Raw genomic sequence first — 22912 nt, forward strand, 5'->3', positions numbered from 1 at the left:
CAAGTAGACTAGTTTTCGGTTTATTTATTTGAATTAGGCAATCAAATTATTTGCGTAATTTTAAAAGTTATAACCAAAATGAAGCCCTGGCTCACCTATTAGAAATTTCGACCATTTATCGTCCAATTGCTTAAACGATTCAGGCATTTCGGTATGATAGGGGCGATGAGTAACTGCAATGGACGGTTCTATGAAGAATTTGTCATTGAATAACCTAAAATGGTAGCCAACTCGGTAAGTATTGAAGATTTGAAAACCGTTTTTTATTTTTTTGTTCTCATCGTCCTTAAATGTTTGCCATCCATTCATTACGTGTAGGCCAGTATACAAGCCCTTCCACCAAAAATGCTGATAGGCAAAGGCAAATCCAAACTCCCTTATATAGCCTGGAAACTTTTCTTCAGGTGCTTCAAAAGAATCCCCATAGGGAATCCCTAGTGACCAGGCATATTTCCAGGTTTTTAGCTCTAAAGACAAGGCATCTTTAGGGCCTAAGCGGTACCCTAAGTTCAACTGGGCAAAGTCAGGTGAATTGTCATCAGGAATTAAATTGCCCAAAACAAAGAAAGAGCTTCCAATAAAGAACTTGCTGTACGTGGTGTCATTTTTAGCATACTGTGCCTTGAGCTGGAAAGGGGAGGCAAATAGCACAGTCAATACAATTACTAAGATCCATTTTTGCATATTTTTAATTTTTTAGGTTAAAAGATATTGCAAAGGTGCATGGACGCAAGCCTAAAAAACGTTCACTTAAGGTAAGAAATGAAATGGTTTATTTTTTTTCTTTAACAAGTCTTGCTTTCAGTCGACTTAATGATTGAGGGGTAATTCCTAAATAGCTTGCCAATTGATGTTGTGGAACTCTCTGAATCAAATCAGGTCTTGTTGCCAATAAATTTTCATATCTCTTAGAAGGGGAAGAATTTTTAAAATTGTCAAGCGAGGATTGCATTTTTACTAGCAATTCTTCTGAAACTAGACGACATAAGGTTTCAAACCTTGGGAATTTAGCAAAAACAACTTCATCCAAATCAGGTGTAGAAGCGGAGATTATTGAATCTTCTATACAGGAAAGGTAATAAGTTGATGGCTTGTTATTGGTTGCACATTCAGGCACTTCACCTTGGAGTTCTGTATAAAAATTTGTTGTTTTTTCCTCTCCATCAATAATGTAATATTTCCTGATACAACCTTTGAGGACAAAATAACCCAGATTGGATTTTTCGCCTTCCTTCAAAAGCAAAGTTCCTTTTTTTACCTGTCTGAATAAATCCAAATCCAAAATGACTTTCTTTTCATCATCGGTCAGTGGCATGTATTTAGAGATATAGCCAAAAAGTAATTGGTGCATGCCTTGTTTTAAATTATAATTTGAAGTGAATGGATTGCTTTTCCAGCGATCCATTCAAAATAACCTACCTTAATCAGGTTACTAATTTACTTGCTTTTTAATCGGTTTAAAAGAATATCCTATTTTACAAAATGAATGGATTTTCACTCAAGCTTTTCTAGAGCAGTTTCAACACTTCCTGGTTAAAATGACATGGCTTCAAAGGCTTGTTCATAGAGCCAATGACCAAAGTCATTTGGATGATTGATATTGTTTCCGAGTAAAGAGGATTGGTCTTTTCTTTCAAGCACTTTCATCCAGGTACTGTACACATCTACATAGGCACAATTGGCTTCTAATGCTGCCTGTTTAGCTGCTTCGGCAAACAATTCCATAGAATGGCTTCCATAATGCCATTCATGATTCGGAGGAAAGGTAGAGTAGATAATAACTTCCGCATTTTTCCTCTCTTTTATCATTCCAACAAGCTCAATAAGGTTTTTCTTGTACTGTTCTGGAGTATTGCTACCAATATTGTGATCGTTCATTCCCCATCCTACCAATACAAGGTCAGGTGTAGTTTTTCCAATATAGGTGTCCCACCATTTAATACCTTCAGAAGAGCTATAGCCTGATATTGAGACATCTTCAATTGTTACCTTCGCTTTTGGAAAAATACTCTTTAAGTAATTGCCATATAAATATTGAAACCTCAGGTCTGTTGATGAAGCTTCACCACCAGCAGTAATGCTATTGCCATAGGAGACGATAGATAGTGGTTCACCGGATTCCAGTTTTTGTCGGGAATTAGACAGGTATTTACTTTGGTCGTTAGGTAATGCAAGTCTAGCGCCATTTTTTGTGGCGTAATCTACCCATATAAAATAAGAGTGGTTGGAATAATCAGGGTATTCTCTGTGATCAAAGTCTTTTTTACCATACAAGACATGTTTAGAATAATCAGGAATGCTAGAGTCAGGCGTTCTACTGATCTCCCCATTGGCGTAATCAACGGTATAATCAACTCCTTCTATATATACTTTACTTTCCGGGTTGAATCGTTGGTAGGTGCTGCGAACCACTACACTATTTTCCACTAAAGAATCAAAACTTAGTTTTCCAGGTTTATTGGCAGCAAGTACCAGGCTTTCGCCTTGAATTTCCATGGTTATTCCCAGATTGGATTCAGGAATACTTTCTTTATCTGAGCTACTGTAGATCGTACTTATCTCAGTTCCCTCTTTTCCTGCAGGGCCATAATTTTTCTTTGCTTCTGCTGCAAAGTCAGTTTGACTTACTATATAAAAAAGCCCTATAAGCAATAGGACATTCAATAAAAGGGAGAGGGGAAATAGCTTTTTACTTTTCATTCGAGCTGATAAACTTTATTAACTGTAGTTTTTTATTGTGAGGTCTATGGAGGAAGCTTTTATTGTGCTTTTTCCTGAAATACTAATGATGTGCTGATTTTGGCGTTTAACCCGAAATATGCAGTAGACATTCTATTACGTGCTGAAATCGCTTTAAAATCAGCCACTTCGTTGCTGTTTTCAATTTCACCATAGAGGTGCTATGCTAAAATCTCCAAACAGTCTGATTTTCTTGCGATTGCAACACTTCCCGTAAAAACGGGACAGGCTTCACCCCTGACCATTGTCAGGGCGGAGAAAGCCTATTACATAATCCGGGTTTAAGCTATGAAAAATAAACAAACAATCATTGAAAAGGCTTTTCAAAGTTGCAAGGCTTTATACTGCCAACCTAAAGTAGACTACAAACGGTATTTTTTTCTTTTTAGCCCTTCCCCAATCTAAGACTAGTGGTAAACTAGATGAAATAAAAACCCTCAGTTCTTGGCGAGCTGGCTAAAAATTGAAGAACTTGCATTTTTTTTAGGATTCACCCTTTTTGTTGGTCAAAAATATAGCGTAAAATAATAGAGAGTATGGAGGATTTCTATCCAAATCAAAGATGGGTTAGTGAAGGTGAACCTGAGCTGGGAGTAGGCATTGTCGTTGAAACAAATAAAAACAGGGTGCAGGTAAATTTTCCTGCTGCTGGAGAAACACGACAATATGCTTTAGCCAATGCGCCATTGCGAAGAGTTGTTTTTAAACCTGGAGATACGATTACGGATACAAATAAGCACTCATTCACAATTGACAGGGTACAAGACGATGGGGAATTGATATTGTATATAGGGAGCCAAGGCACTTTGTCAGAGGCAGACCTGGGAGACGTTTCGGTAAAACATGGAGTCAATGACCGGCTTCTTATCGGGGATGTTGATAAGCCTGATGTTTTTGCTCTGAGAAGAATCACATTGGCCTATGATCATATGCGTAGGATCTCTCCAATTAACGGTTTTGTAGGGGGGCGTATAGATCTTATACCACATCAGTTGTATATCGCACATGAGGTAAGTTCCCGATATGCCCCGCGTGTATTGTTATCTGATCAGGTAGGCCTTGGTAAAACCATAGAGGCATGTTTGATCATGCATCGCTTGTTGTTGAGTGGACAGGTATCCAGGATTTTAATATTGGTTCCAGATTCTTTAATTCACCAGTGGTTTGTAGAGATGCTGAGGCGTTTCAATTTATGGTTCCACATATTTGATGAAGAAAGGTGCGCTGCACTAGATGATAGCGCACCCGAAGGAAATCCATTCTTAGATGACCAGTTGATTATATGTAGCACTTCTTTTTTGGCAAGTTCACAGAAGCGTGCACAACAAGCCATTTCAGCAGATTGGGACATGCTCGTGGTAGATGAAGCACATCATTTAGCCTGGTCTTTGGAAAAAGTAAGTCCTGAATATGCGATTGTTGAATTACTGAGCCAAGTAGCGAAAGGCTTGTTACTTTTGACAGCTACACCAGAACAGTTGGGAGTTGAAAGTCATTTTGCCCGGCTTAGGTTACTGGATCCAGAAAGGTATTCGGATTACGATGAATTCATTAATGAAACGCAAGACCACAAAGTAATCGCCAATATTGTTGAAGACTTGTCCACAGGGAAGGCCTTGAAGAAAAAGGACAAAGCCTTGCTAGAAACCCTATTTGGAAAGGAAAGGATAGCAAAGTTAGCGGAAAAAGGAGAAGTAGGTAAAAATCAATTAATAGAAGATTTATTGGATCAGTATGGTCCCGGACGAGTGGTCTTCAGAAATACCCGGGCAGCCATGAGTGGTTTCCCCAATCGCAAAGCCCACTTGATTTCTTTGGTTGCAGAAACCAACCAAGAGGAATGGGTAAAACGGCTAGCCAAAGAATATGCTGTAGACAAGGAGTTAAAAATTAACTCGACGACAAAGCAGCAGTTTAGGTTTTCAGAAGACCCACGTGTCAAATGGTTAGTGGCTTTACTTGAGCAGTTAAATCCGGAAAAAGTAGTATTGATTTGCAGAAGTAAAGCGAAAGTATTGGCTTTAGAAAAAGCCATGCAGAAGCTAAGCAGTGCAAAGGTAGGCGTGTTCCATGAGGACCTTACTATAGTACAGCGTGATAGGAATGCAGCATGGTTTGCTGAGGAAGGCGGGGCGCGCCTTTTATTATGTTCTGAAATAGGTAGTGAAGGCCGTAACTTTCAATTTGCCCATCATTTGGTGTTGTTCGATTTACCAGTGCATCCTGAGTTATTGGAGCAGCGGATTGGTCGGTTAGATCGCATAGGACAGTCTGAGGACATAGATATACATGTACCCTATTTGAAAGGTAGTCCTCAGGAGGTATTGGTACGTTGGTTTCATGAGGGCTTAAATGCATTTGAAGAAAACATAGAAGGTGGTAACCAAATAGGGGAGTTGTTTAATAAAAGGCTGGAAGAAACGGCTATGGCTGCTTTATCAAGTGGATCAAGTGAGCAACTAGATGCATTAGTGGCAGACACGGCTGCCTATCAAAAAGAATTGAAGGAAACCTTAGCCAATGGACGTGACAGGTTACTTGAAATGAATTCTTTCCGGCCTTTGGTGGCCGAACAATTGGTGGAGAAAATTAAAGCTGCTGACCAAGATTTAAGCCTTGAAATCTATATGATCAAGGTATTCGAACATTTTGGCATTGAAATGGAAGATTTGGCCCCTCGAACGTATTTGCTTCATCCGGTGAGAACCAATAGCACTGCATTTCCCTCCATTCCAGATGGTGGTATCGCTATAACCTTCGATCGAAAGAGAGCTTTAAGTAGAGAAGACATTAGCTTTATTAGTTGGGATCACCCGATGGTGACTGGGGCCATTGATATGGTACTTGGTTCAGGTACTGGAGATGCTAGTTTTGGAGTATTGAGAGGAACGGAAGATTCTAGCATTTTATTAGAAATAATTTTTGTGCTTGAAACAGCAGGGAGACAAGGTATAAATGTAGATCGCTTTTTGCCAAACACCCCTTTGCGGGTTGTTGTTAACCATTCTGGTGAGGAGGTAACTGATGACTATCCAGTCAAGCTGTTCAACAAGCAATTGATACCTGGACAAGTAAGTGACTTGATAGAAAATGAAACTTTTGTGGATGAGATACTTCCGGACATGATTAAAAATGCTACTGAGATAGCAGAGCAACTTAAAGAGAAAGAATTAGAGGCTGGTCTTAAGGATATGAACCATACATTGGATCATGAGATTGGTCGATTGGCTTCATTGTATAAACGAAACAAGGCAATTCGACCCGATGAAATTCGCACTGCATTGGAGCAGAAAAATGAATTGACTATGCTGATTGGAGAAGCACGAATCCGAATGGATTCAATACAATTGATCCGAGAAGAAAATAGATAGACCAATTTTTTCCTATTGGTCTTGAAATAAGCTAGCATTAAAAATAACAACACGAATTAGATGAATGTGTACGAACAAATAGTAGCTGAAATCAAAACAGCTTCAAATATAATAATCACCTCCCATAAATCTCCTGATGGGGATTCTGTTGGCAGTTCTTTAGGCCTGTTACATTTTATTGAAAAATTGGGTAAAACAGCAACGGTTTGTCATCCGGATCCAGCCCCCAGTTTTCTGGATTGGTTAGATACTTCGAGTTTTCTTATAATGACCGAACAGGGAGAAGCTGTAGAAGCTGCTTTTGCTACAGCTGATTTGGTATTTTGCCTGGATTATAATGGCACTAACCGTGTTGGCTATGACATGCAAGTCCTGCTTGAAGGGCTGACATGCAAGACAATTATGATTGACCATCATTTGGCCCCTGAAGATTTCCCAACTATAACCCTGTCTGAAACTTCAGTTTCCTCTACGGCAGAGTTGATTGTTGAATTGATAGAGCAATCTGGAAACATCAACCTGCTCGACCAGAAAATTGGCACCCCTTTGTATCTAGGTATACTGACAGATACAGGAAGTTTCCGTTTTCCTTCTACTAGCCCACGGACCCACGAAATATTGGCAAAGCTATTGACTGCAGGTGTAGCCCACCACTTGGTTCATGAATTGTTGAGCGATAACAATACAGAGAGTCGTTTGCGTTTACAAGGCTATGCGATGTGCGAAAAATTGGAGGTTATGGAAGACTATATGGTGGCCATTATATCCTTGTCCAAAGAGGAGTTAGCGAAATACAATTATCAAAAAGGAGATACTGATAGTCTGGCAAATCAAGCCTTGTCTATAAAAGGAATGAAGGCGGCAATTGTGTTTACAGAAAGAGATGGCATCATGAAGATTTCTTTTCGTTCAAAAGGACAAGAGAACCCTGTGAATGTCTTGGCAGCAGAAAACTTTAATGGAGGTGGTCATGCAAATGCTTCCGGTGGCATGAGTGAACTTTCAGTCACTGAAACATTGGCTAAAATCAAAGATTTGGTACCAAAGTACTTTTCGGCTAATTAAGCCTGACATGAATTAAAAAAAGGATCATTTCAATTTAAGAAGTGATCCTTTTTTTATTATATCCTTCTCTATCAAATGAAAAGCTAAGCAGTATTTTTGCACTGAGTGAAAGTATCCAAACAGCTGAACCAGTTGAATTTCTACTTATTAAGAAACTTTGACCAAGTATTCTAACATGGTTGGAATCAACTCCGAGAAGTTTGGATGCGGCTACCTAATAGCCTTTTGCAATGGCTTCTTTTTTTATTAACATAACCCGGCCCATAGGTGGATCTACAAAAAGATTATAGGTGGTAATTCGGTCACTTACTTTTCGTTGCTTTCCATCAAATAAGTTTTCAGCTACAATTTCATAGTCATTGTAAGCTGTATGTGTAAAAGCCCCTTTGCCATTGCAATCGTCCAATGCTGACCATAACTTCAAACAAATGGCTATCACTATCCATGTCTAATCTAGCTTATAGAGGCCAAAAGACTACTAATAATGACTGCAACACAAAAAATACAAAGAATGGAATAACCAGGTAGCCCATCACATCTCTGGCTTGGATTTTTACTCCTGTCCCCATAATTGGAAAGATGATCAATAAATAGAACGGCTGTAACAAATTGCTTAAACTTTCCCCGTAAGCCACTGAAAGGGATGCTCTGGAGATCATGGCTGTTACTTCATTTTCAGGCAAACCTGCACCAAGTTCTTTGATGGCATTGATAATGCTTGGGCCAAGGACAGCAAATTCCCCTCCAGCAGATGGAATGGCAAAATTGACTATTGCTCCGGTTAAATAAGCATAAAAGGGATAAGAGTTCAGGGTTGCTACTGCAGCCATTAATTGCCCGAGTTGATCTCCCAAACCTGTATACAACATGATTCCCATAATGCCTGCATAAAAGGGATATTGAAATAGAATTCCTGAAACATTGCTACTGGAACGCTTCATGGCAATGACGTAGCGGGAAGGTGTTTGGTGCAAAGCCATGCCTACAATTAAGAAAATAAAAATCATGATATTGAAATTTAAATCAAAACCTCTGGTACTAAAATGAAACACTATATAGGTAAGCCCCATAATTACAATAATCATTTGAAGGATGAAGCTATTGTTCAATTTATCAGATAGGGCGCTAAAAGGCAATTTCAATTCAGCAGCTTCTTCTTTAATTGTCTTTGGCTCAGAAATGCCATTGGAAAGCGTCAAATCACTCAATTCTTTATTTTTACATTGTTTTGGGCGCAATAGGAACATTAGCAATGAGCCACCAATTACTATAAAAACCATCATTATAATATTTAAAGAGGATTGTAAAGTATAGGTGGTTGGTATCACCTCCGATAAGAGACCCGATTCAATCAAAAAATTATTTTCTGAATTAAGTAATAATGGGATTGAACTTGATAAGCCTAAAACCCAACTGTTAAATGAAAAGTAAGCACATGCAATTAAAAAAGGGTAGTTGATCCCTTTTACTCGCAATGCTAATTCTTTGGCCAAAACACATGTGATTACCACCCAACCAAAGCTTACCATGGACAATAACATGCCAATAAATACGACTATAAAATAGACCTGTGCTGGGGTTTTTATGTAAATGGAAAGGGAACCTATACCACGCTTTACCAAAGGGGACAAGGCAATGCTAAAACCAGTGATAACGATTAACGCTATTTGCATTGAAAATCCCAATAAGTCAAAAAATCCCGTATACCAGGATTTTATTATTTCCATCGGACTTGCTCCTAACCAGGTAATTGCACCAATTCCTGTGATTAGGGTTAGAATAATTGCGAAGACAAATGAATTAGGTAGGTATTTTATAAATAGATGGGTGAATTTTTCTCCTAATTTTTCAAACATGGTGAATTTTGTAAAAATGCCCTCAAGTTCAGGTTTAGTAATTCCACTTATAGGACATTGGGTTTTGGGTCTATTCGTTTTTTAATTGCAGGGCTTGTGATAAACTAATATTTCTAGGTTAAAATCATCTTTGAACAGTTGTTAATATAATTCCAGAGCTTAATATTAATTTAGGGTATCCTCGCCAATTGAGGGGAATGTACCAAATTCTGCAATAAAATGTTTAATATACTCTTGATAATTTTATAATAAGTAAAATTATACCTCTATATTCTTTATGTAATTAGTGAAATGTTTCGTGTTTTCTGTGAAAGTCAAATAAAAGACTCCTTTGTAAAATATTTAAGCCTCTTAGGTATTAATATTAAACCCGAAATATGCAATAGACATTCTATTACGTGCTGAAATCGCTTTAAAATCAGCCACTTCGTTGCTGTTTTCAATTTCACCATAGCGGTGCTATCCTAAAATCTCCAAACAGCCTGATTTTCTTGCGATTGCAACACTTCCCGTAAACACGGGACAGGCTTCACCCCTGACATTGTCGGGCGGAGAAATTCTATTACATAATCCGGGTTAAATGCTTTTATAAAAAATAAATTAGAGATATTGATCCTATTTTAAATAGCTTATATGGGAAGCTGATCATAAACATGTATGAGGTCACCCGAGTCTTAGTCTTGCTGCGCTAGCTGATTTTAGAGGTAATGTTGCCCATTATGTACAATATTGCTGAAAAAATATATCATGAAAAGTTACTAATGGTAGCTTCACAATCGGATTTGATTAATCTGGGAGGATTATCTGCAAAAAAATAAAAATAAAGGTTATTGATGTAAGGCTTTTAGCAATTTGAAATTACTGTAACCAAGCATGCCCAAATTAGCATTTCTTATTGCCTAAGCTATCTGTTGTTTGATGTTTCTATTTGGAATCTCTACAGTGAAAGTTGACCCTATACCAAATTCTGAATTTATTATTATTGATCCATCAAGGTTTTTTACAGATTTCTTAACCATGTATAAACCTAATCCCACTCCATCACTTGTCTTTTTGTTTATTTGATAGTTGCGCTTCATAAGTTTTGGAATATCGTCTTTTTTTATTCCAATCCCATTGTCTTCAACTTTTAGAATCGCTCGGTTTTCATCAGATGAAAAGCCAAATAATATAAATTTTTTAGCCTTATTATTATCAGAATATTTTATGGCATTACTTATTAAATTAGAAAGTATGGATCGAAACTCAATTTCGTTGGTATAGAACTGACCTGATTGTTGAATGTCTAGCTTGAGCTCAAGGCTATTCGATTTTAAAAGGTGCTCAATAGTCTCTATGTATTTAGACACCATACGTGCTACATCCACAGATTGAAAATCTTCTATAGTAGAGATGTGTTTTAAAGTTTCTTTTACAAAAGACCTTAAATTTGTACTGCCTTTTTCTATTAGATCTAAATACTCATTAACACTCTCAAGATCTTTTTCTGATTTTGATAAATTGATTAGTCCCATGATTGAAGCCAAAGGATTCTGAATATCATGGACAATATTGTGCAAAGTAGTGTGAAGCCTTTCATTTATAATAAGAGTTTTACTGTAATTCTTTTCAACTTTTAGCTCTGCATTTTTTCGATTGGTAATGTTAATATGGGCCAGTAATGTCAAATCAGGATTCCCTTCTACTTGAGTAACTCTAAGAATAAACCATCTACTTTCATTGGGAGAATGACACGGGTATTCAAGTTCAAAATAATCTAAATTCCGGTCGATTACTTGCTGAATACCATGTTTGGCATCCTTGGCCATTTTTGTTTCGTGACCCTTTACAGCCTCGCAGGTAGATAAATAATTGTTATTAATTCCTGTCCGAGCATTGTCTCCTTTATTCTCCATGGAAAAGGTATGCCAAGCCTTATTTGTATATATTATATCCCCGGAATTATTAATTATTGCCATCGACTCTGTAATGGAATCTAATATTTCAAAATTGTTCAACATACTTTTATTATCTTATGAGTTAAAAACCATGCCAAGCATTTTAGAATGGAACAATGGTATTATTGGGAAACAATTAAACTTATCATTTAATTTTATTATCTAACAAGTTCATTTTCACGCCTTCTGTTGTCATTTTAACCGGATTTATAAAACCACCCTCATCAAAAGTCATCTTGTCGATACAAGTTTCGCGATGATTACCATTTGTTGTTCCCAATGGGCGACGGTGGTAAACTATATAGTATTCATCTGTATCAGGAATATTAATTACTGAGTGATGACCCGCGCCGGTGGCTATACTTGGGTCTTGCTGTAATACTTTACCTATTCGCTTAAATGGACCGAAAGGAGTATCACCAATGGCATAGGCAACACTGTAATCTGGTCCGCCCCAATTTCCCTCAGACCACATAAAGTAATATTTATCATTTCGTTTGAATACGAAAGGCCCTTCAACATATTTATCAGGAGTTACCTCTTTAAATGTTTCTCCATCATCAAAAGGCACTAAACTCAACAAATCATCGCTGAGTTGGACGATATTACAATGTTTCCAACCACCATAGTACATATAATGTTTACCATCATCATCTTTAAATACAAATTGGTCAATCGGTTGAGCACCATTGTGGAAGGAATTAATCAATGGTTTTCCTATGGCATCTACAAATGGGCCAGCAGGATTATCTGCCACGGCTACTCCAATTCCCCCCATCTCATCATCGCTCTGAATGTCGTTGGCACCAAAAAACAAGTAATACTTCTCATTGGCCTTAATGATAGAAGGGGCCCAAATAGAATAGGCCGCCCATGAAACATCTTTGATGTCCAGAACCCGTGAATGTTTTTCCCAATTGATCAGATCTTTTGAAGAAAAAGCATCAAGAAAGGTTTGTTTAAGGTATTGAGGATTGATCGTGTTTTTTTGAAGTTCAAGTTGCTGTTCTGTTAATTCTGATGTATTATCCACATCTCCATAATCATCTGAAAAAGTGGGGTAAATCCAATATTGATCATCGAATATTATACCTTCAGGATCTGCATACCAGCCTGGGAAAACAGGGTTTCCTGAATAGATTTCATCTTCGTTTTCTTTTAATTCTTCCTTTTTCTGTGACTGGCAGGAAGAAAGTATGGTTACTGCAATTAAAAATGATAAGATAGGAGACTTCATTGGGTTTATAATCTTTTTTTTAATGTATAGGCTTTGCTTAGCTGGGTATTGCCAAATAAAGCACTAGTAATTAAGTGACTTGTAGTTACAAAAGTGAATATAAGTTAAAAAGTTGATCGTTCCTATGGCTTGAATATCTGATTTCACGAGCTTATGTAAACCCAAACCTAGCTTATAAGTATGTTAAATGGAGCCTATATTGGTGTTAGTTTAAAAGGTTTATTTAATTGTAGGTGAGTAATTTATAAAGAGGCGTAGGTTAGGTAAAGGCATTTAATATTTTGACTTTACCTAACCTACAATTGATTGCTTCTAAAAACTTTTAAACAGATATTTTTACCGTAATGATGCAATTAAGGCGAAATAAATTTTAGATGCGCTTAAAGATAGTTGTTGCGTTATGGCCTCCAAAGCCAAAGGTGTTACTCATGGCCACATTTACTTTACTTTCTACTGCATCTTTTATCACAATAGGCATCGATTGAGGAATCTCAGGGTCTATCTCTAATGTGTTTATGGTAGGAGGAATGATGTTTTTTTGGATTGCCTTAATGGATAAAATAGCCTCAATAGCCCCTGCAGCTCCCATTAAATGGCCTGTCATTGATTTTGTAGCACTAATTTTAAAGTTTTTAAAATTGCTTTTGAATGTTTTATCGACGGCTTTCATCTCGCTAATATCCCCTACAGGTGTGGAGGTTGCATGTGCATTCAAATAGTTGATTTCTTCTGGGTTAAGTTTGGCTTCTTCCATTGCCAATTCCATTGCTTTTATTGCTCCTATTCCTTCTGGATGGGTTGCAGAGATATGGTAAGCATCATCGGTCATTCCAGCACCTACTATTTCAGCATAAATCTTTGCTCCTCGCTTTTTTGCATGTTCATATTCTTCCAAAATCAATGCTCCAGCTCCTTCTCCCATTACAAAACCATCCCGTTGTATATCAAAAGGGCGAGATGCCTGTTGGGGATTGTCATTTCGGGTAGACAATGCTTTCATGGCACTGAATCCTCCTACTGAGGACTCTGTAATTGGCGCTTCCGAGCCACCGGTAACCATAATTTTAGCCTTGTTTAAGCGGATATAATTGAAAGCATCCATAATCGCAGAGTTGGAAGAGGCACAAGCAGAAACCGCAGTGTAGTTGATTCCCATCAGTCCAAATTTCATGGAGATCATACCCGAAGCCATATTTACCAGTAATTTTGGAATAAAAAATGGATTGAATCGTGGGTTTTTACCATTCTCAGCATAGTTGATGACTTCATCCTCAAAGGTTTGCATGCCTCCTTGTCCTGAACCCCAAATAACACCTATGTCAAAAGGAGAAAGGCTTTGTAAATCAAATCCGCTATCCTCTATGGCCTCTGCAGCCGAATAAAGTGCATATTGTGTAAATCGATCACTTCTTTTTATTTCGTTTCGGTTAAGTTTTGTCTCAGGACTGAATCCCTTTAACTCACTGGCAAAAGAGGTTTTGAATAGGGTAGGATCAAATTTGGAGATTTTCGATACGCCACTTTTACCATTGATGGCATTTTGCCAAAATTCGTCTACTGAATTTCCAATGGGAGTCAAAGCTCCCAATCCTGTTATTACGACTCTTTTCATAGGTTCTTTTTTTACTGGAATAGCGTTAAAGTAGATTTTGGGACTTAATAATCATTGAAGGGTGCAATTTTAATACTTCTTTGATTATAAGTAAAACAAGCGCCATTGTTTAAACGACCTTCCTTATTAATTTGATATTAACCATTACTATTCGGCTTACTAGTCATGATTAACTTATGGTTATTGATTACTTTTTAAGTTATCTCCTTCTTGTTAATTGCTTTTTCAGCCCATTATTTTAAATCAGGGCAAAACTAACCAGTCGTTTTGAAGCAAAAAACTTTTTCACTAGTATTTTGTCTTTGCCTTAGTATTCAACCATTGGAAATTTGCATGGATTTTACTTCTTATGAGGGTAAACAATGGGATTGCGATAAAATCATTATTTAGCCATTGAAGGCATCAAAAGGCAAATGCTAATTGCCCTTTATACCGGGTATTTAATATTCAGGAAATTGCTATCTCCTTTTGAAATAATAGCTATTAAACCATTTCCTTATTTAGGTTGAATAGGCCGTTTGGTAATATAAATAAACAACTAATTAGTCAGCTCCTTTGCATTTTATTATTTTGGACCTGCATTCTTACCTATAATTTGTCTTTATGAGTATTCGAAGTTTATTGCTTTACCTGATAACCGTTTTGTCTTTTACAGTTTTGAAGAGGCAAATGTGGGAGATTATACGCTTCCAGACCCATTATTAGACAAAAAGGGTCAGAAAATAACAAATACAAGTGCTTGGGAAGGCATAAGACGAAATGAGATTTTGCAAGATTTTTCGGAATTGATGTATGGGCAAATGCCTGAATTTGCTGTCAATCAGAAAGCTGAAGTCATTGCTGTTCGTAAAGATGCATTAGACGGTTTAGGCACACGTACAATCATTAACCTTAGCTTTTTTTGATGATCCTTCTGCACCAACTATCAAGTTGATGGTCTATATTCCAAATGCTGCTAAGAAGCCTGTACCTATGGTTATGAAGATGAATTGGTATGGGAACAGTAGCCTGGAGAAAGACCCATCAATTCCACATTCTACAAAGTGGATAACACCTATCGCAGAAAAGGGGAGTGTTGACAATCAGGTTACGGAAGCCACAAGAGGCATTAATGCCTACCGCTTCCCAGATTTGAAGGAGTTGATGAAACGTGGATATGGATTGGCCACTTTTTATTATGGAGATGTGGAGCCTGACCATATTGATGGATGGAAAGATGGTATCCGTGGTTATGTCATGCGCAGCTCAGGAAAATCAAAATTGGAGCCCAATGCCTGGGGTGCTTTGGGTGCCTGGGCTTGGGGTATGAGTCGTGCCCTGGATTACCTAGAAACGAACACTGCGATAGATGCCAATAGGGTTGCCCTTATTGGTCATTCAAGACATTGGAAAGCGGTTCTTTGGGCAGGAGCCTAGGATCAACGTGTTGCGGTGGTGATTTCAAATAGCAGTGGAGAAGGAGGGGCCTCATTAGCAAGGAGTAATTTTGGGGAAAACATTGCCTATAGTATAGGTCATGCATCTTGGAGATATTGTGAGCAGTTCCGCAATTTTATTGACAGTGCAGAAGCACTTCCTTTTGACCAGCATATGCTGTTGTCGATGATCGCACCAAGGCCGCTGTATGTAGGCAGTTCTACAAGAGATCTTCTTGCCGATCCTAAAGGTGAATTCCTTAGTACCCTGCATGCAGGACCTGTCTATGGATTATACGGTCTCCGTGGCTTGGAGACCAATGAATTGCCAGGACCGGATACCTCGATAGGGAACCATATACGTTACCACATACGTACAGGAGATCATGACTTGACCTCATTTGATTTGCAGTTTATGGACACTTATTTTCTAAACTGAAAGTATAGAGATGGTCTTGGTAAGTGACCAATAACAAGAGTTGGCTTGAATATGGAGTTCAAGTACTTAATAAATGAGGAATTGGGTGCTTAGACTAGAATAAAGTGAGGCCAAAGTTTTTTGCAAGAATATTCTCGAATTGCTGTAGGTCTAGTAGCAATTCTTGTTGAATTTTGGTTATCGATAAATCGACTTTTTTGTTTTGCAATTGCTTCTCCAATTCGACCATTTTAAAATAAAATGAATCGGATTGTAGCGCATAATTTTGCTCTACTAGTTTTACTTCTATATCCTTTCGTTTTTGTCTTACTACCTTAACAATTTCAACGGCTGCATCAAATTCAACTTCCTTCTTTTCGACGGATTTTAATAGTCCACATTCAAATTTGGCACAATGTTTTGGCCTTTGTGAATAAACAGTACAGCCATCACAATATTTTTTGCAGGGTTGAAGAAAAAAGCCATTGCCTTTTTCCTCCTCGATAGCCATTATTTTTTTTATTGCTGGCATTTCTTCAGGATCGAGTTCTACAAACCCAATCAAAGTACCATCACAACAGCTTCCGCAAGCCAAGCAAATATTCATTGAATCATTCATTTTTATTGATTTAAAATCTTTTCTTAAGCTTGCTTTTGAGGAGTGCTAAATTCCTTAATAGGTCTTATGACAGTGCTTTAGCCTTTTTTTTCGCTGAATTAAGGGGGCATTAAATAGAAAAATTGTTGCTTTCCAGCTTAAGGCAAGGAGCTTTATGCATGTTTAGAATTGCAAATATAGCTCAAATATTGTTCGTTCTGGTGAATTAATATTTATGCTATGGGTCTTTAATTGGCGAAAGGTTAGGTAAACTTGAATTCTTTCCCAGCATTTAGCAATGCCTATTTTTGTGTAAGGGAAGAAATAACCCGAAAAATGCAATAGGTTAATTTATTTTGTGTAAATACTATTTCCTTTTATCCCTAGGAAACAATAAATGGGTAAAGTGGCTCATTTTACCAATGAAATATTATTCAGTTATTCCATTTTCCTGATAAGAAATTAACAGATGTATCGATAAAAAGATCGCCCAATGGACTGTCATGTTGGTGGGTAGAATAGTCAAAGTTTGACATAATCCATAAATAGGATTCTGGGATAGCTTTAGAAAGATGCAAAGCTATATCGAGGGCAATAATTGGATACCTAATACCATTAATTATCAAAGTTGGACAATTGATTGTGGAAAGGTAAAGAATTGCCTATAGATAGGAGGAATTAAAAGCCCAATGCGGTAATGGCAGGGTCATTCGCGTAAAATACATAAGCCCTCCAAATTGTAGCATAGTTTGTTTTGTAAAACCAATCGGTGTCTCCTCCATCCGTTACTTCCCATAGAGTACCATCCCGCCCCTCAGCGATCAGCGTATTTCCATTCTTCATTCTCACCGCACTGGAAAGGCCAGAAGAGTAAAGGTCATTGTCAGTAAAACTCCATACTACATTTGGTTCATTGTCTTGGCCTGCTACCAAATTGTAAGGGGGATTTAATTCGTATTCGACAACCTCAGATTGGTTTCCATATACACTGTTGGCATAAGCCAACATGTTACCAGATTTCAATAGGTTTGGATAATGTACATTATTTAGTGTGGACTTACCAATATTGTCATAGGTCTCAGGGTTGCCAAAACGGTAGACAAGATCACCTCCAAGTCCATAATTTCCTCCGGAATTAGTGCTGGCTTCAGCTGTAGAAGTACTGTGGTCCAAAACCCATATTTCGCTATAATTATTAACTGTTAAATAGAGAAGGTTGTTTTTTTCATCCAAGGTCAAGCCGTTGATGTGCATAATGTCTCCATTGTTCCTTGTTTGATAGTTATAATTTACATCAATCTTGTTAGGGTTTTCAGCTATACTTCCATAATTAGCTTTTGTCTCGTCCAGGTCCTGAATTATATGATCCATGGCATGCCATTCCCATACAATCTCCTGTGTAAGGGGATTCAATTCTATAATCGATTCAGGATTTAGATTATAACTTCCTCCAAATCCTTCTTCTGCGGCCTCTGTTTGGCTAATTTCTCCCCAAGCGGGAAAGATTATATTCCCATTGGATAAATATTCAACATCGTGGTGAGCTGTGTAGTCTGAAGAAGAGTAGGAGACTTCCCATTCGATAGACTGATCAGCATTGATCTTTCGAAAAATACCACCATAACCTCCATAGGTGATTGATGCATTGTTGTCCTTAAGGCAAACTAACATACTCCCATCCGAGAGCATGTTAATATCATTGCCCAAATTACTGTTAAAATCCCAATTGAAGAGTTCATCTCCTGCGTAGTTAATTAGATGCGCCTCATTGTTTTGCTGATCAGCGATTAAAAAATAGGTGTCCTCATCAGCTGTCTTTTCCATTTCAAAATCGTTTCCTTCTAAACTATCCTCATTACAAGAACCAAGAAGCGTTAATCCTAAAAAGGCAGTATTGATCCAAAATTTTTTCATTTTCATTTATTAATCATATTCAACATATGACCCAATTTTAAAAACCGAATCTGTCTGGTTTAATAGACGCAGTTAATTAATAAATCCCTTGGAGGAGGCATGGAAAAAAAAATATTTGCCTGATTTCATTTTAATAATATTCATAATTAAAAACTTAAAACAAGGCGCTTAGCTCGGTTTAGTTTGATTACAATTTGGCCTGGGTATATTTTGTGGTTGATTGGATATTGTTGCGGAAAATTACTCAAAAAGGAAGTTTTAAGTATTTAAAGTAGGTTTTATCGATTTTGTACGCTTCAAATAATCAACTGATATACTGGTGATTATCAATAAAGTTCTTGTTCTATAGTAATTAAAGTAAAATTAAGCCGTACTTTTGCGCCCGAATATAAAATGTCAGATGAAGCGCATAAACGAATACAAAAAACTCTTCGGAGTTGAAAAGGAAATCGAATTGACGACCTTGAAAAAGACTTACCGTGATTTAGTTAAGATGTGGCATCCTGACAAATTTCAAAATGGTGATCCTTTACAGGTAGAAGCAGAATTGCAAAGCCGTAGAATTATTGATGGTTATCATTTTTTGGTGAGTATAGCACCTGAGACTGTAGCTGCAAATTCTGAAGCATATACAGAAACCATCAATAACGCTGGAATTGCTGATTATTGGCACAAGGGGATGTTGTTGGAAATCACTTTTATGGATGGGTCTACTTACGAGTACTTCGGTGTGACCAAACAAGTCTATCAAAAAATGATTAATAGTGATAAGGTAAATCGTTTTGCTAAACGAAATATTTATCCAAAATACGTCTTTAGAAAAACCAAGAAAAGTTTGGAAACTGCTTAATACACATGGTTTATAGAAGTTAAACCCGAAATATGTAATAGACATTCTATAACGTGCTGAAATCGCTTTAAAATACCCAATCGTTGCTGTTTAGAGATTTCACCATAGCGGTGCTATGCTAAAATCTCCAAACAGTCTGATTTTCTTGCGATTGCAACACTTCCCGTAAACACGGGAAATCCTATTACATAATCCGGGTTAAATTCAATAATAAATTTCGTTTTTATACCAATATTTAAACAACAAAGCTGGAGCAATTGCCGCAGCTTTGTTGTTATAAATCTTTTTAGATTTTTTTAACTTCAAATATTGCGGATATATCATAAGGTATTTCCGACTTGTTTATTTTAATTGAATCACTTTGCCTTCTTCTGCTGACTGATAAGCGGCATAGATTACATTCACTACATCCACTGCTAAATCAATACCTGAACGCGGTTCCCGACCTTCATGTATAGCATAAATGAAGTCTTCTATTTCCAGTGAAAATCCACGAAACCAATCCTCATCACAACTTGGACGATTCCAGCCTGCTTTGGTTTCTAATTTTTCCGTAAAGTTTTCACTAGCAAAGGTTCCTGGATCTACAGCGTAGGTTTCTATAACATCATTAGCTGTCATATTGGCCTTAATGACTCCATCTGTCATATATGCAGTAACTCGTGTGTTGAGACCACCTAAACCTACATCGCTGACCAATACGGTTGCCCTGGATCCATCATCAAAGCGAATTACTACATTGGCCCAGTCTTCTACATCTACTGGATCGGAACTAATCCATTGATGTGCATTGGCCTTCTTGGCATTTTCGGAAGCTTCTGTATGAATCAAATCGGCAGTGTCAGCCATTACAGAAACAGGCAATATGCTTTTTCCTCTTCGTTGTTGTCCTTCCCATTGTTTGAGGTACAGACAGGCACCTACAGCATGGGCCCCCATTCTTAGTAAAGCGCCTCCTCCCATGTATTTCCATTCTTTGGAAAAAACCGAATTGGAACCGGAATGATTTTCTTCAGCTCTTAATTCCAGGACGGATCCTTTAGATGCTGCTATCAAATTACGCATTTTCACAATTGGTGGTGCATAAACCCAATTTTCAGCATAACAAAAAAGCACTTTATTGGAACGAACTGCCTCTCTTACTGCTTCTGCATTTTTGCTTGCCCCAGCTTTCATTTTCGACCGAGCAACATGAAAACCAATAGGTTCAGGATCTCCAGGTTCGCCAAAATAGCCAGTTAGGGGTTTTTCCATGATTATGTGCTTTCCTGCTTCAGCAGCTTTTATGGCAATCTCATGATGCGAGGCTGGTGGAGTACATATATCAATGACATCAATGTCTTCTCGGGCCAGCAACTCGTCTAATTCAGTCGTAACAAAGGCAACGCCAATGTCCTGAGCGAAAGAAGTTGCACTTTCTAATGTCAATGAACAGACACCCCTAATTTCAACTAGTCCGGGAGTTAAACTCATGTAATTCGCATGGTGCATGCGCGCACCATACCTTGCGCCTACCATCCCTATTCCTAGTGTTTTCTTAGTCATTTGATTTAAATATTTTTGTTGTTTTCGATTTATTTCCAGGTAGGGATAAACCTACTACGATGGACATTTCAATATGATTGTAATACTAAACTAGTGGATTTTTATTTGCTTTAACCCGAAATATGCAATAGACATTCTATTACGTGCTGAAATCGCTTTAAAATCAGCCACTTCGTTGCTGTTTTCAATTTCACCATAGCGGAGCTATACTAAAATCTCCAAACAGTCTGATTGTCTTGCGATTGCAACACTTCCCGTAAACACGGGACAGGCTTCACCCCTGACCATTGTCAGGGCGGAGAAATCCTATTACATAATCCTGGTTTAAAAGGATTGTAGGTATCATAAGCTAGTTTTCTAGCGGTAGGAGTGGGCTATACCAAGCGATAATTAAATGCGTTCTTCAAGAAAGTCAAATCCATGGATTTTTCCTTTTATAAATTGGCTAAAGCAAAGGGTTTTTTCATTTACCTTAATTCCTTGGCCTTAGCCAAAACCTAAAATTGTATTCACTGAAATTCTATAATTTATTTTTATGATTTAATGTCAATAGAAAATTTCTACCGTTTAATTTGGACTTAGGCTTGCTGAGTAATAATTAAAAGAAAGAAAATCATTCTTCTTATTTCTCAAAGCCAAGCTTTGCTTTGTCCTTAGAATGTTTCGAGCTGATTGGTTAAAGCTATAAACTCACATAGTGTCCCTATATTTTCATTAAAAACACCACTACTTATTCTGTCCATGGTTAAATACTGCCCATTCCAACGTTCTCCGCTAGGCATTCTCTTTTTAAATTTATCATCTTTTGTTATCCAGGCACCGGATTTATTCTGGGCATCAATTATTTTTTTCACCTTTCCAGTAATTTCCTGTAAACGCATCGATACTTGCTCTTTGGTTTGTAAATGGTTTTCCTCTTGCCACAAGTTTTTAGCGCCTAGTTTTAATGCTTTTTCATAACGAACAGTGCTTTTCTCTAATGCTGATTGTAAATTTGATTGATAACCATAGCCGGTTCGGCGTTCGGGATGAAGGTCTTCTAGTTTCTCTACCCGAATCCTCGGTCTATCATAGTATAGAGGCTTGCCTGTACCTAGTTCTACAAACCGTGCCCACATTCCATTTTCCAATCTTATCTCGCGTAGCCACCTTAAGGCATCAGGAATTGGTTCAAGAATTGTTGATTTACCAAATACTAGGTATAAATCAATTAAAGTATTGATGTTGTTTATGGTGACGGAAGGGCAAACTGCTGCAGGTTCAAAGGTACGCGCCCAGGCAGGTTGGAGAAATTCATTGTATTGCTGTGCCCAGCCTGGTTGAGGAGGGGGTAATTGAGAAATATTCATAAATCGAGCCGCTTTAAGAAGGCTTTTCTCTATGGCTTCATCATCGGGGTAATAGGTGTAAGCTTCAATCATTACACGGATACAATCATTAATTCCTCCATCGTTGAAGGTAGCATAATCATGATAGTTCCCTTGTTCGGGGTACTTATGGGGCCATCCTCCATTGCTTAATTGAGTTTGCATCATCATTTTCAATGCACTTTTGGTTGCGGTGCTAATAAGTGGGTCGTCAATCTCCTGGTCTAAAGCCATTAAAAAACTGACTGTAGATTGGGTTTGATTGTCATCAAAACTTACCACATCTTTATCCAATTTTTTAAAGTTGATTGTATGGTCCCAACCACCACTTTTGGTTTGACCGCGAATTAAAGCATATGCCGCTTCTTTTGCATATTCAAGAGCTTGCTTATCACCTGTTGATTTATAGGCGGCTAAAAATGATTGTCCCACAGCTGGTGTTCCCGGAGGTTGAACCTCTATAGAATTATCGTCAAGGGGAACTTCTCCCCATTTCAAAGTCAAATCTGGCGTTACAAAGTAAACATAACCTCCTTGGGTATTAACGCTATGGAAAAAGGCAACCCCTTTTCTTAATGTTGCATCAACTTGATCTTTTAAATCTTCTATTTCGGTTTGGCTCAAGGGATTGTTTTGAGCAAATACCATTGGATTACCTACCATTGACAATAGCATAAAAATTAAGCTAGAGCTAAGCAATATTCTTCTTTTTAGGATCATGAATGGGTTTATTTGTTTGTTAATATTTTGTCTAATAAACAAAAAATGCTGGGTTTTATCAAATAGGCAAAACCTGTTATGTCCCTTTTTTATAGATTATTTACTTCCTAGACAAGGTTATTGATTAGTTATAAACTCGAACTTAATTTTAAAAATTTAAAAACCTATTAAAGAAAGGTAGCATATTATTTATAACCCTACCATCCTCTGTCCAAATTTTATTTGTATGGTCTCCAATGTATATTTCCGCATAATGACCGATCCCAAG

At 37.6% G+C, this 22912-nt stretch carries 16 protein-coding genes and 1 pseudogene; 5 read left to right on the plus strand and 12 right to left on the minus strand.

Annotation, left to right across the window (positions count from 1 at the left end; genetic code table 11):
* Positions 1 to 60 precede the first annotated feature (60 nt).
* The 3 genes from CA2015_RS19685 to CA2015_RS19695 all read right to left on the minus strand — a co-directional run bounded on the left by CA2015_RS19685 (position 61) and on the right by CA2015_RS19695 (position 2700).
* Positions 61 to 684: a hypothetical protein gene (locus tag CA2015_RS19685; RefSeq protein ID WP_048643445.1), complete on the minus strand. Its 624-nt coding sequence runs from the start codon at positions 682 to 684 to the stop codon at positions 61 to 63.
* An 88-nt stretch (positions 685 to 772) separates the two neighbouring features.
* A complete protein-coding gene (locus CA2015_RS19690; RefSeq protein WP_048644645.1) occupies positions 773 to 1351 on the minus strand; it encodes a Crp/Fnr family transcriptional regulator in 579 nt (192 codons plus the stop codon).
* 182 nt (positions 1352 to 1533) lie between these two features.
* Complete coding sequence (locus tag CA2015_RS19695; RefSeq protein ID WP_048643446.1) at positions 1534 to 2700, minus strand: SGNH/GDSL hydrolase family protein; 1167 nt, start codon at positions 2698 to 2700, stop codon at positions 1534 to 1536.
* A gap of 575 nt (positions 2701 to 3275) precedes the next feature.
* Between CA2015_RS19695 and rapA the strand changes: the two genes are divergently transcribed.
* Both rapA and CA2015_RS19705 read left to right on the plus strand, forming a co-directional pair.
* Complete coding sequence (gene rapA, locus CA2015_RS19700) at positions 3276 to 6110, plus strand: RNA polymerase-associated protein RapA (protein ID WP_048643447.1); 2835 nt, start codon at positions 3276 to 3278, stop codon at positions 6108 to 6110.
* A gap of 60 nt (positions 6111 to 6170) precedes the next feature.
* A complete protein-coding gene (locus tag CA2015_RS19705; protein WP_048643448.1) occupies positions 6171 to 7175 on the plus strand; it encodes a DHH family phosphoesterase in 1005 nt (334 codons plus the stop codon).
* A 214-nt stretch (positions 7176 to 7389) separates the two neighbouring features.
* On the opposite strand, the gene CA2015_RS19710 is transcribed toward CA2015_RS19705, so the two are convergent.
* From CA2015_RS19710 to fabF, 5 genes are all read right to left on the minus strand, one after another.
* A complete protein-coding gene (locus CA2015_RS19710) occupies positions 7390 to 7614 on the minus strand; it encodes a hypothetical protein (RefSeq protein ID WP_048643449.1) in 225 nt (74 codons plus the stop codon).
* A gap of 19 nt (positions 7615 to 7633) precedes the next feature.
* Positions 7634 to 9031, minus strand: coding sequence for a short-chain fatty acid transporter (locus CA2015_RS19715; protein ID WP_048643450.1), 1398 nt, complete (start codon positions 9029 to 9031; stop codon positions 7634 to 7636).
* Positions 9032 to 9930: 899 nt separating this feature from the next.
* Complete coding sequence (locus tag CA2015_RS19720) at positions 9931 to 11031, minus strand: sensor histidine kinase (RefSeq protein WP_048643451.1); 1101 nt, start codon at positions 11029 to 11031, stop codon at positions 9931 to 9933.
* A gap of 82 nt (positions 11032 to 11113) precedes the next feature.
* Complete coding sequence (locus CA2015_RS19725) at positions 11114 to 12205, minus strand: glycoside hydrolase family 43 protein (RefSeq protein ID WP_048643452.1); 1092 nt, start codon at positions 12203 to 12205, stop codon at positions 11114 to 11116.
* Positions 12206 to 12575: 370 nt separating this feature from the next.
* Positions 12576 to 13817: a beta-ketoacyl-ACP synthase II gene (gene fabF / locus CA2015_RS19730; protein WP_048643453.1), complete on the minus strand. Its 1242-nt coding sequence runs from the start codon at positions 13815 to 13817 to the stop codon at positions 12576 to 12578.
* 671 nt (positions 13818 to 14488) lie between these two features.
* On the opposite strand from fabF, the gene CA2015_RS19735 reads away from it, so the two are divergent.
* Together CA2015_RS19735 and CA2015_RS25465 are read left to right on the plus strand one after the other, a co-directional pair.
* Complete coding sequence (locus CA2015_RS19735; RefSeq protein ID WP_048643454.1) at positions 14489 to 14722, plus strand: hypothetical protein; 234 nt, start codon at positions 14489 to 14491, stop codon at positions 14720 to 14722.
* A gap of 238 nt (positions 14723 to 14960) precedes the next feature.
* Positions 14961 to 15671, plus strand: a pseudogene (locus CA2015_RS25465) (glucuronyl esterase domain-containing protein).
* A 94-nt stretch (positions 15672 to 15765) separates the two neighbouring features.
* Here CA2015_RS25465 and CA2015_RS19750 read toward each other — a convergent pair.
* Positions 15766 to 16269: a YkgJ family cysteine cluster protein gene (locus CA2015_RS19750; protein WP_048643457.1), complete on the minus strand. Its 504-nt coding sequence runs from the start codon at positions 16267 to 16269 to the stop codon at positions 15766 to 15768.
* Between the two features lie 657 nt (positions 16270 to 16926).
* On the minus strand, positions 16927 to 18162 hold the full coding sequence (locus CA2015_RS19755) for an arylsulfotransferase family protein (RefSeq protein WP_240477852.1): 1236 nt from the start codon (positions 18160 to 18162) through the stop codon (positions 16927 to 16929).
* A gap of 400 nt (positions 18163 to 18562) precedes the next feature.
* Between CA2015_RS19755 and CA2015_RS19760 the strand changes: the two genes are divergently transcribed.
* Positions 18563 to 19012, plus strand: coding sequence for a KTSC domain-containing protein (locus tag CA2015_RS19760; RefSeq protein WP_048643459.1), 450 nt, complete (start codon positions 18563 to 18565; stop codon positions 19010 to 19012).
* A gap of 342 nt (positions 19013 to 19354) precedes the next feature.
* On the opposite strand, the gene CA2015_RS19765 is transcribed toward CA2015_RS19760, so the two are convergent.
* Both CA2015_RS19765 and CA2015_RS19770 read right to left on the minus strand, forming a co-directional pair.
* Positions 19355 to 20557: a Gfo/Idh/MocA family protein gene (locus CA2015_RS19765; protein WP_048643460.1), complete on the minus strand. Its 1203-nt coding sequence runs from the start codon at positions 20555 to 20557 to the stop codon at positions 19355 to 19357.
* Positions 20558 to 21210: 653 nt separating this feature from the next.
* On the minus strand, positions 21211 to 22644 hold the full coding sequence (locus CA2015_RS19770) for a pectate lyase (RefSeq protein WP_048643461.1): 1434 nt from the start codon (positions 22642 to 22644) through the stop codon (positions 21211 to 21213).
* Between the last annotated feature and the right edge of the window lie 268 nt (positions 22645 to 22912).

The sequence above is a fragment of the Cyclobacterium amurskyense genome, from assembly GCF_001050135.1.
Lineage (GTDB): Bacteria > Bacteroidota > Bacteroidia > Cytophagales > Cyclobacteriaceae > Cyclobacterium > Cyclobacterium amurskyense.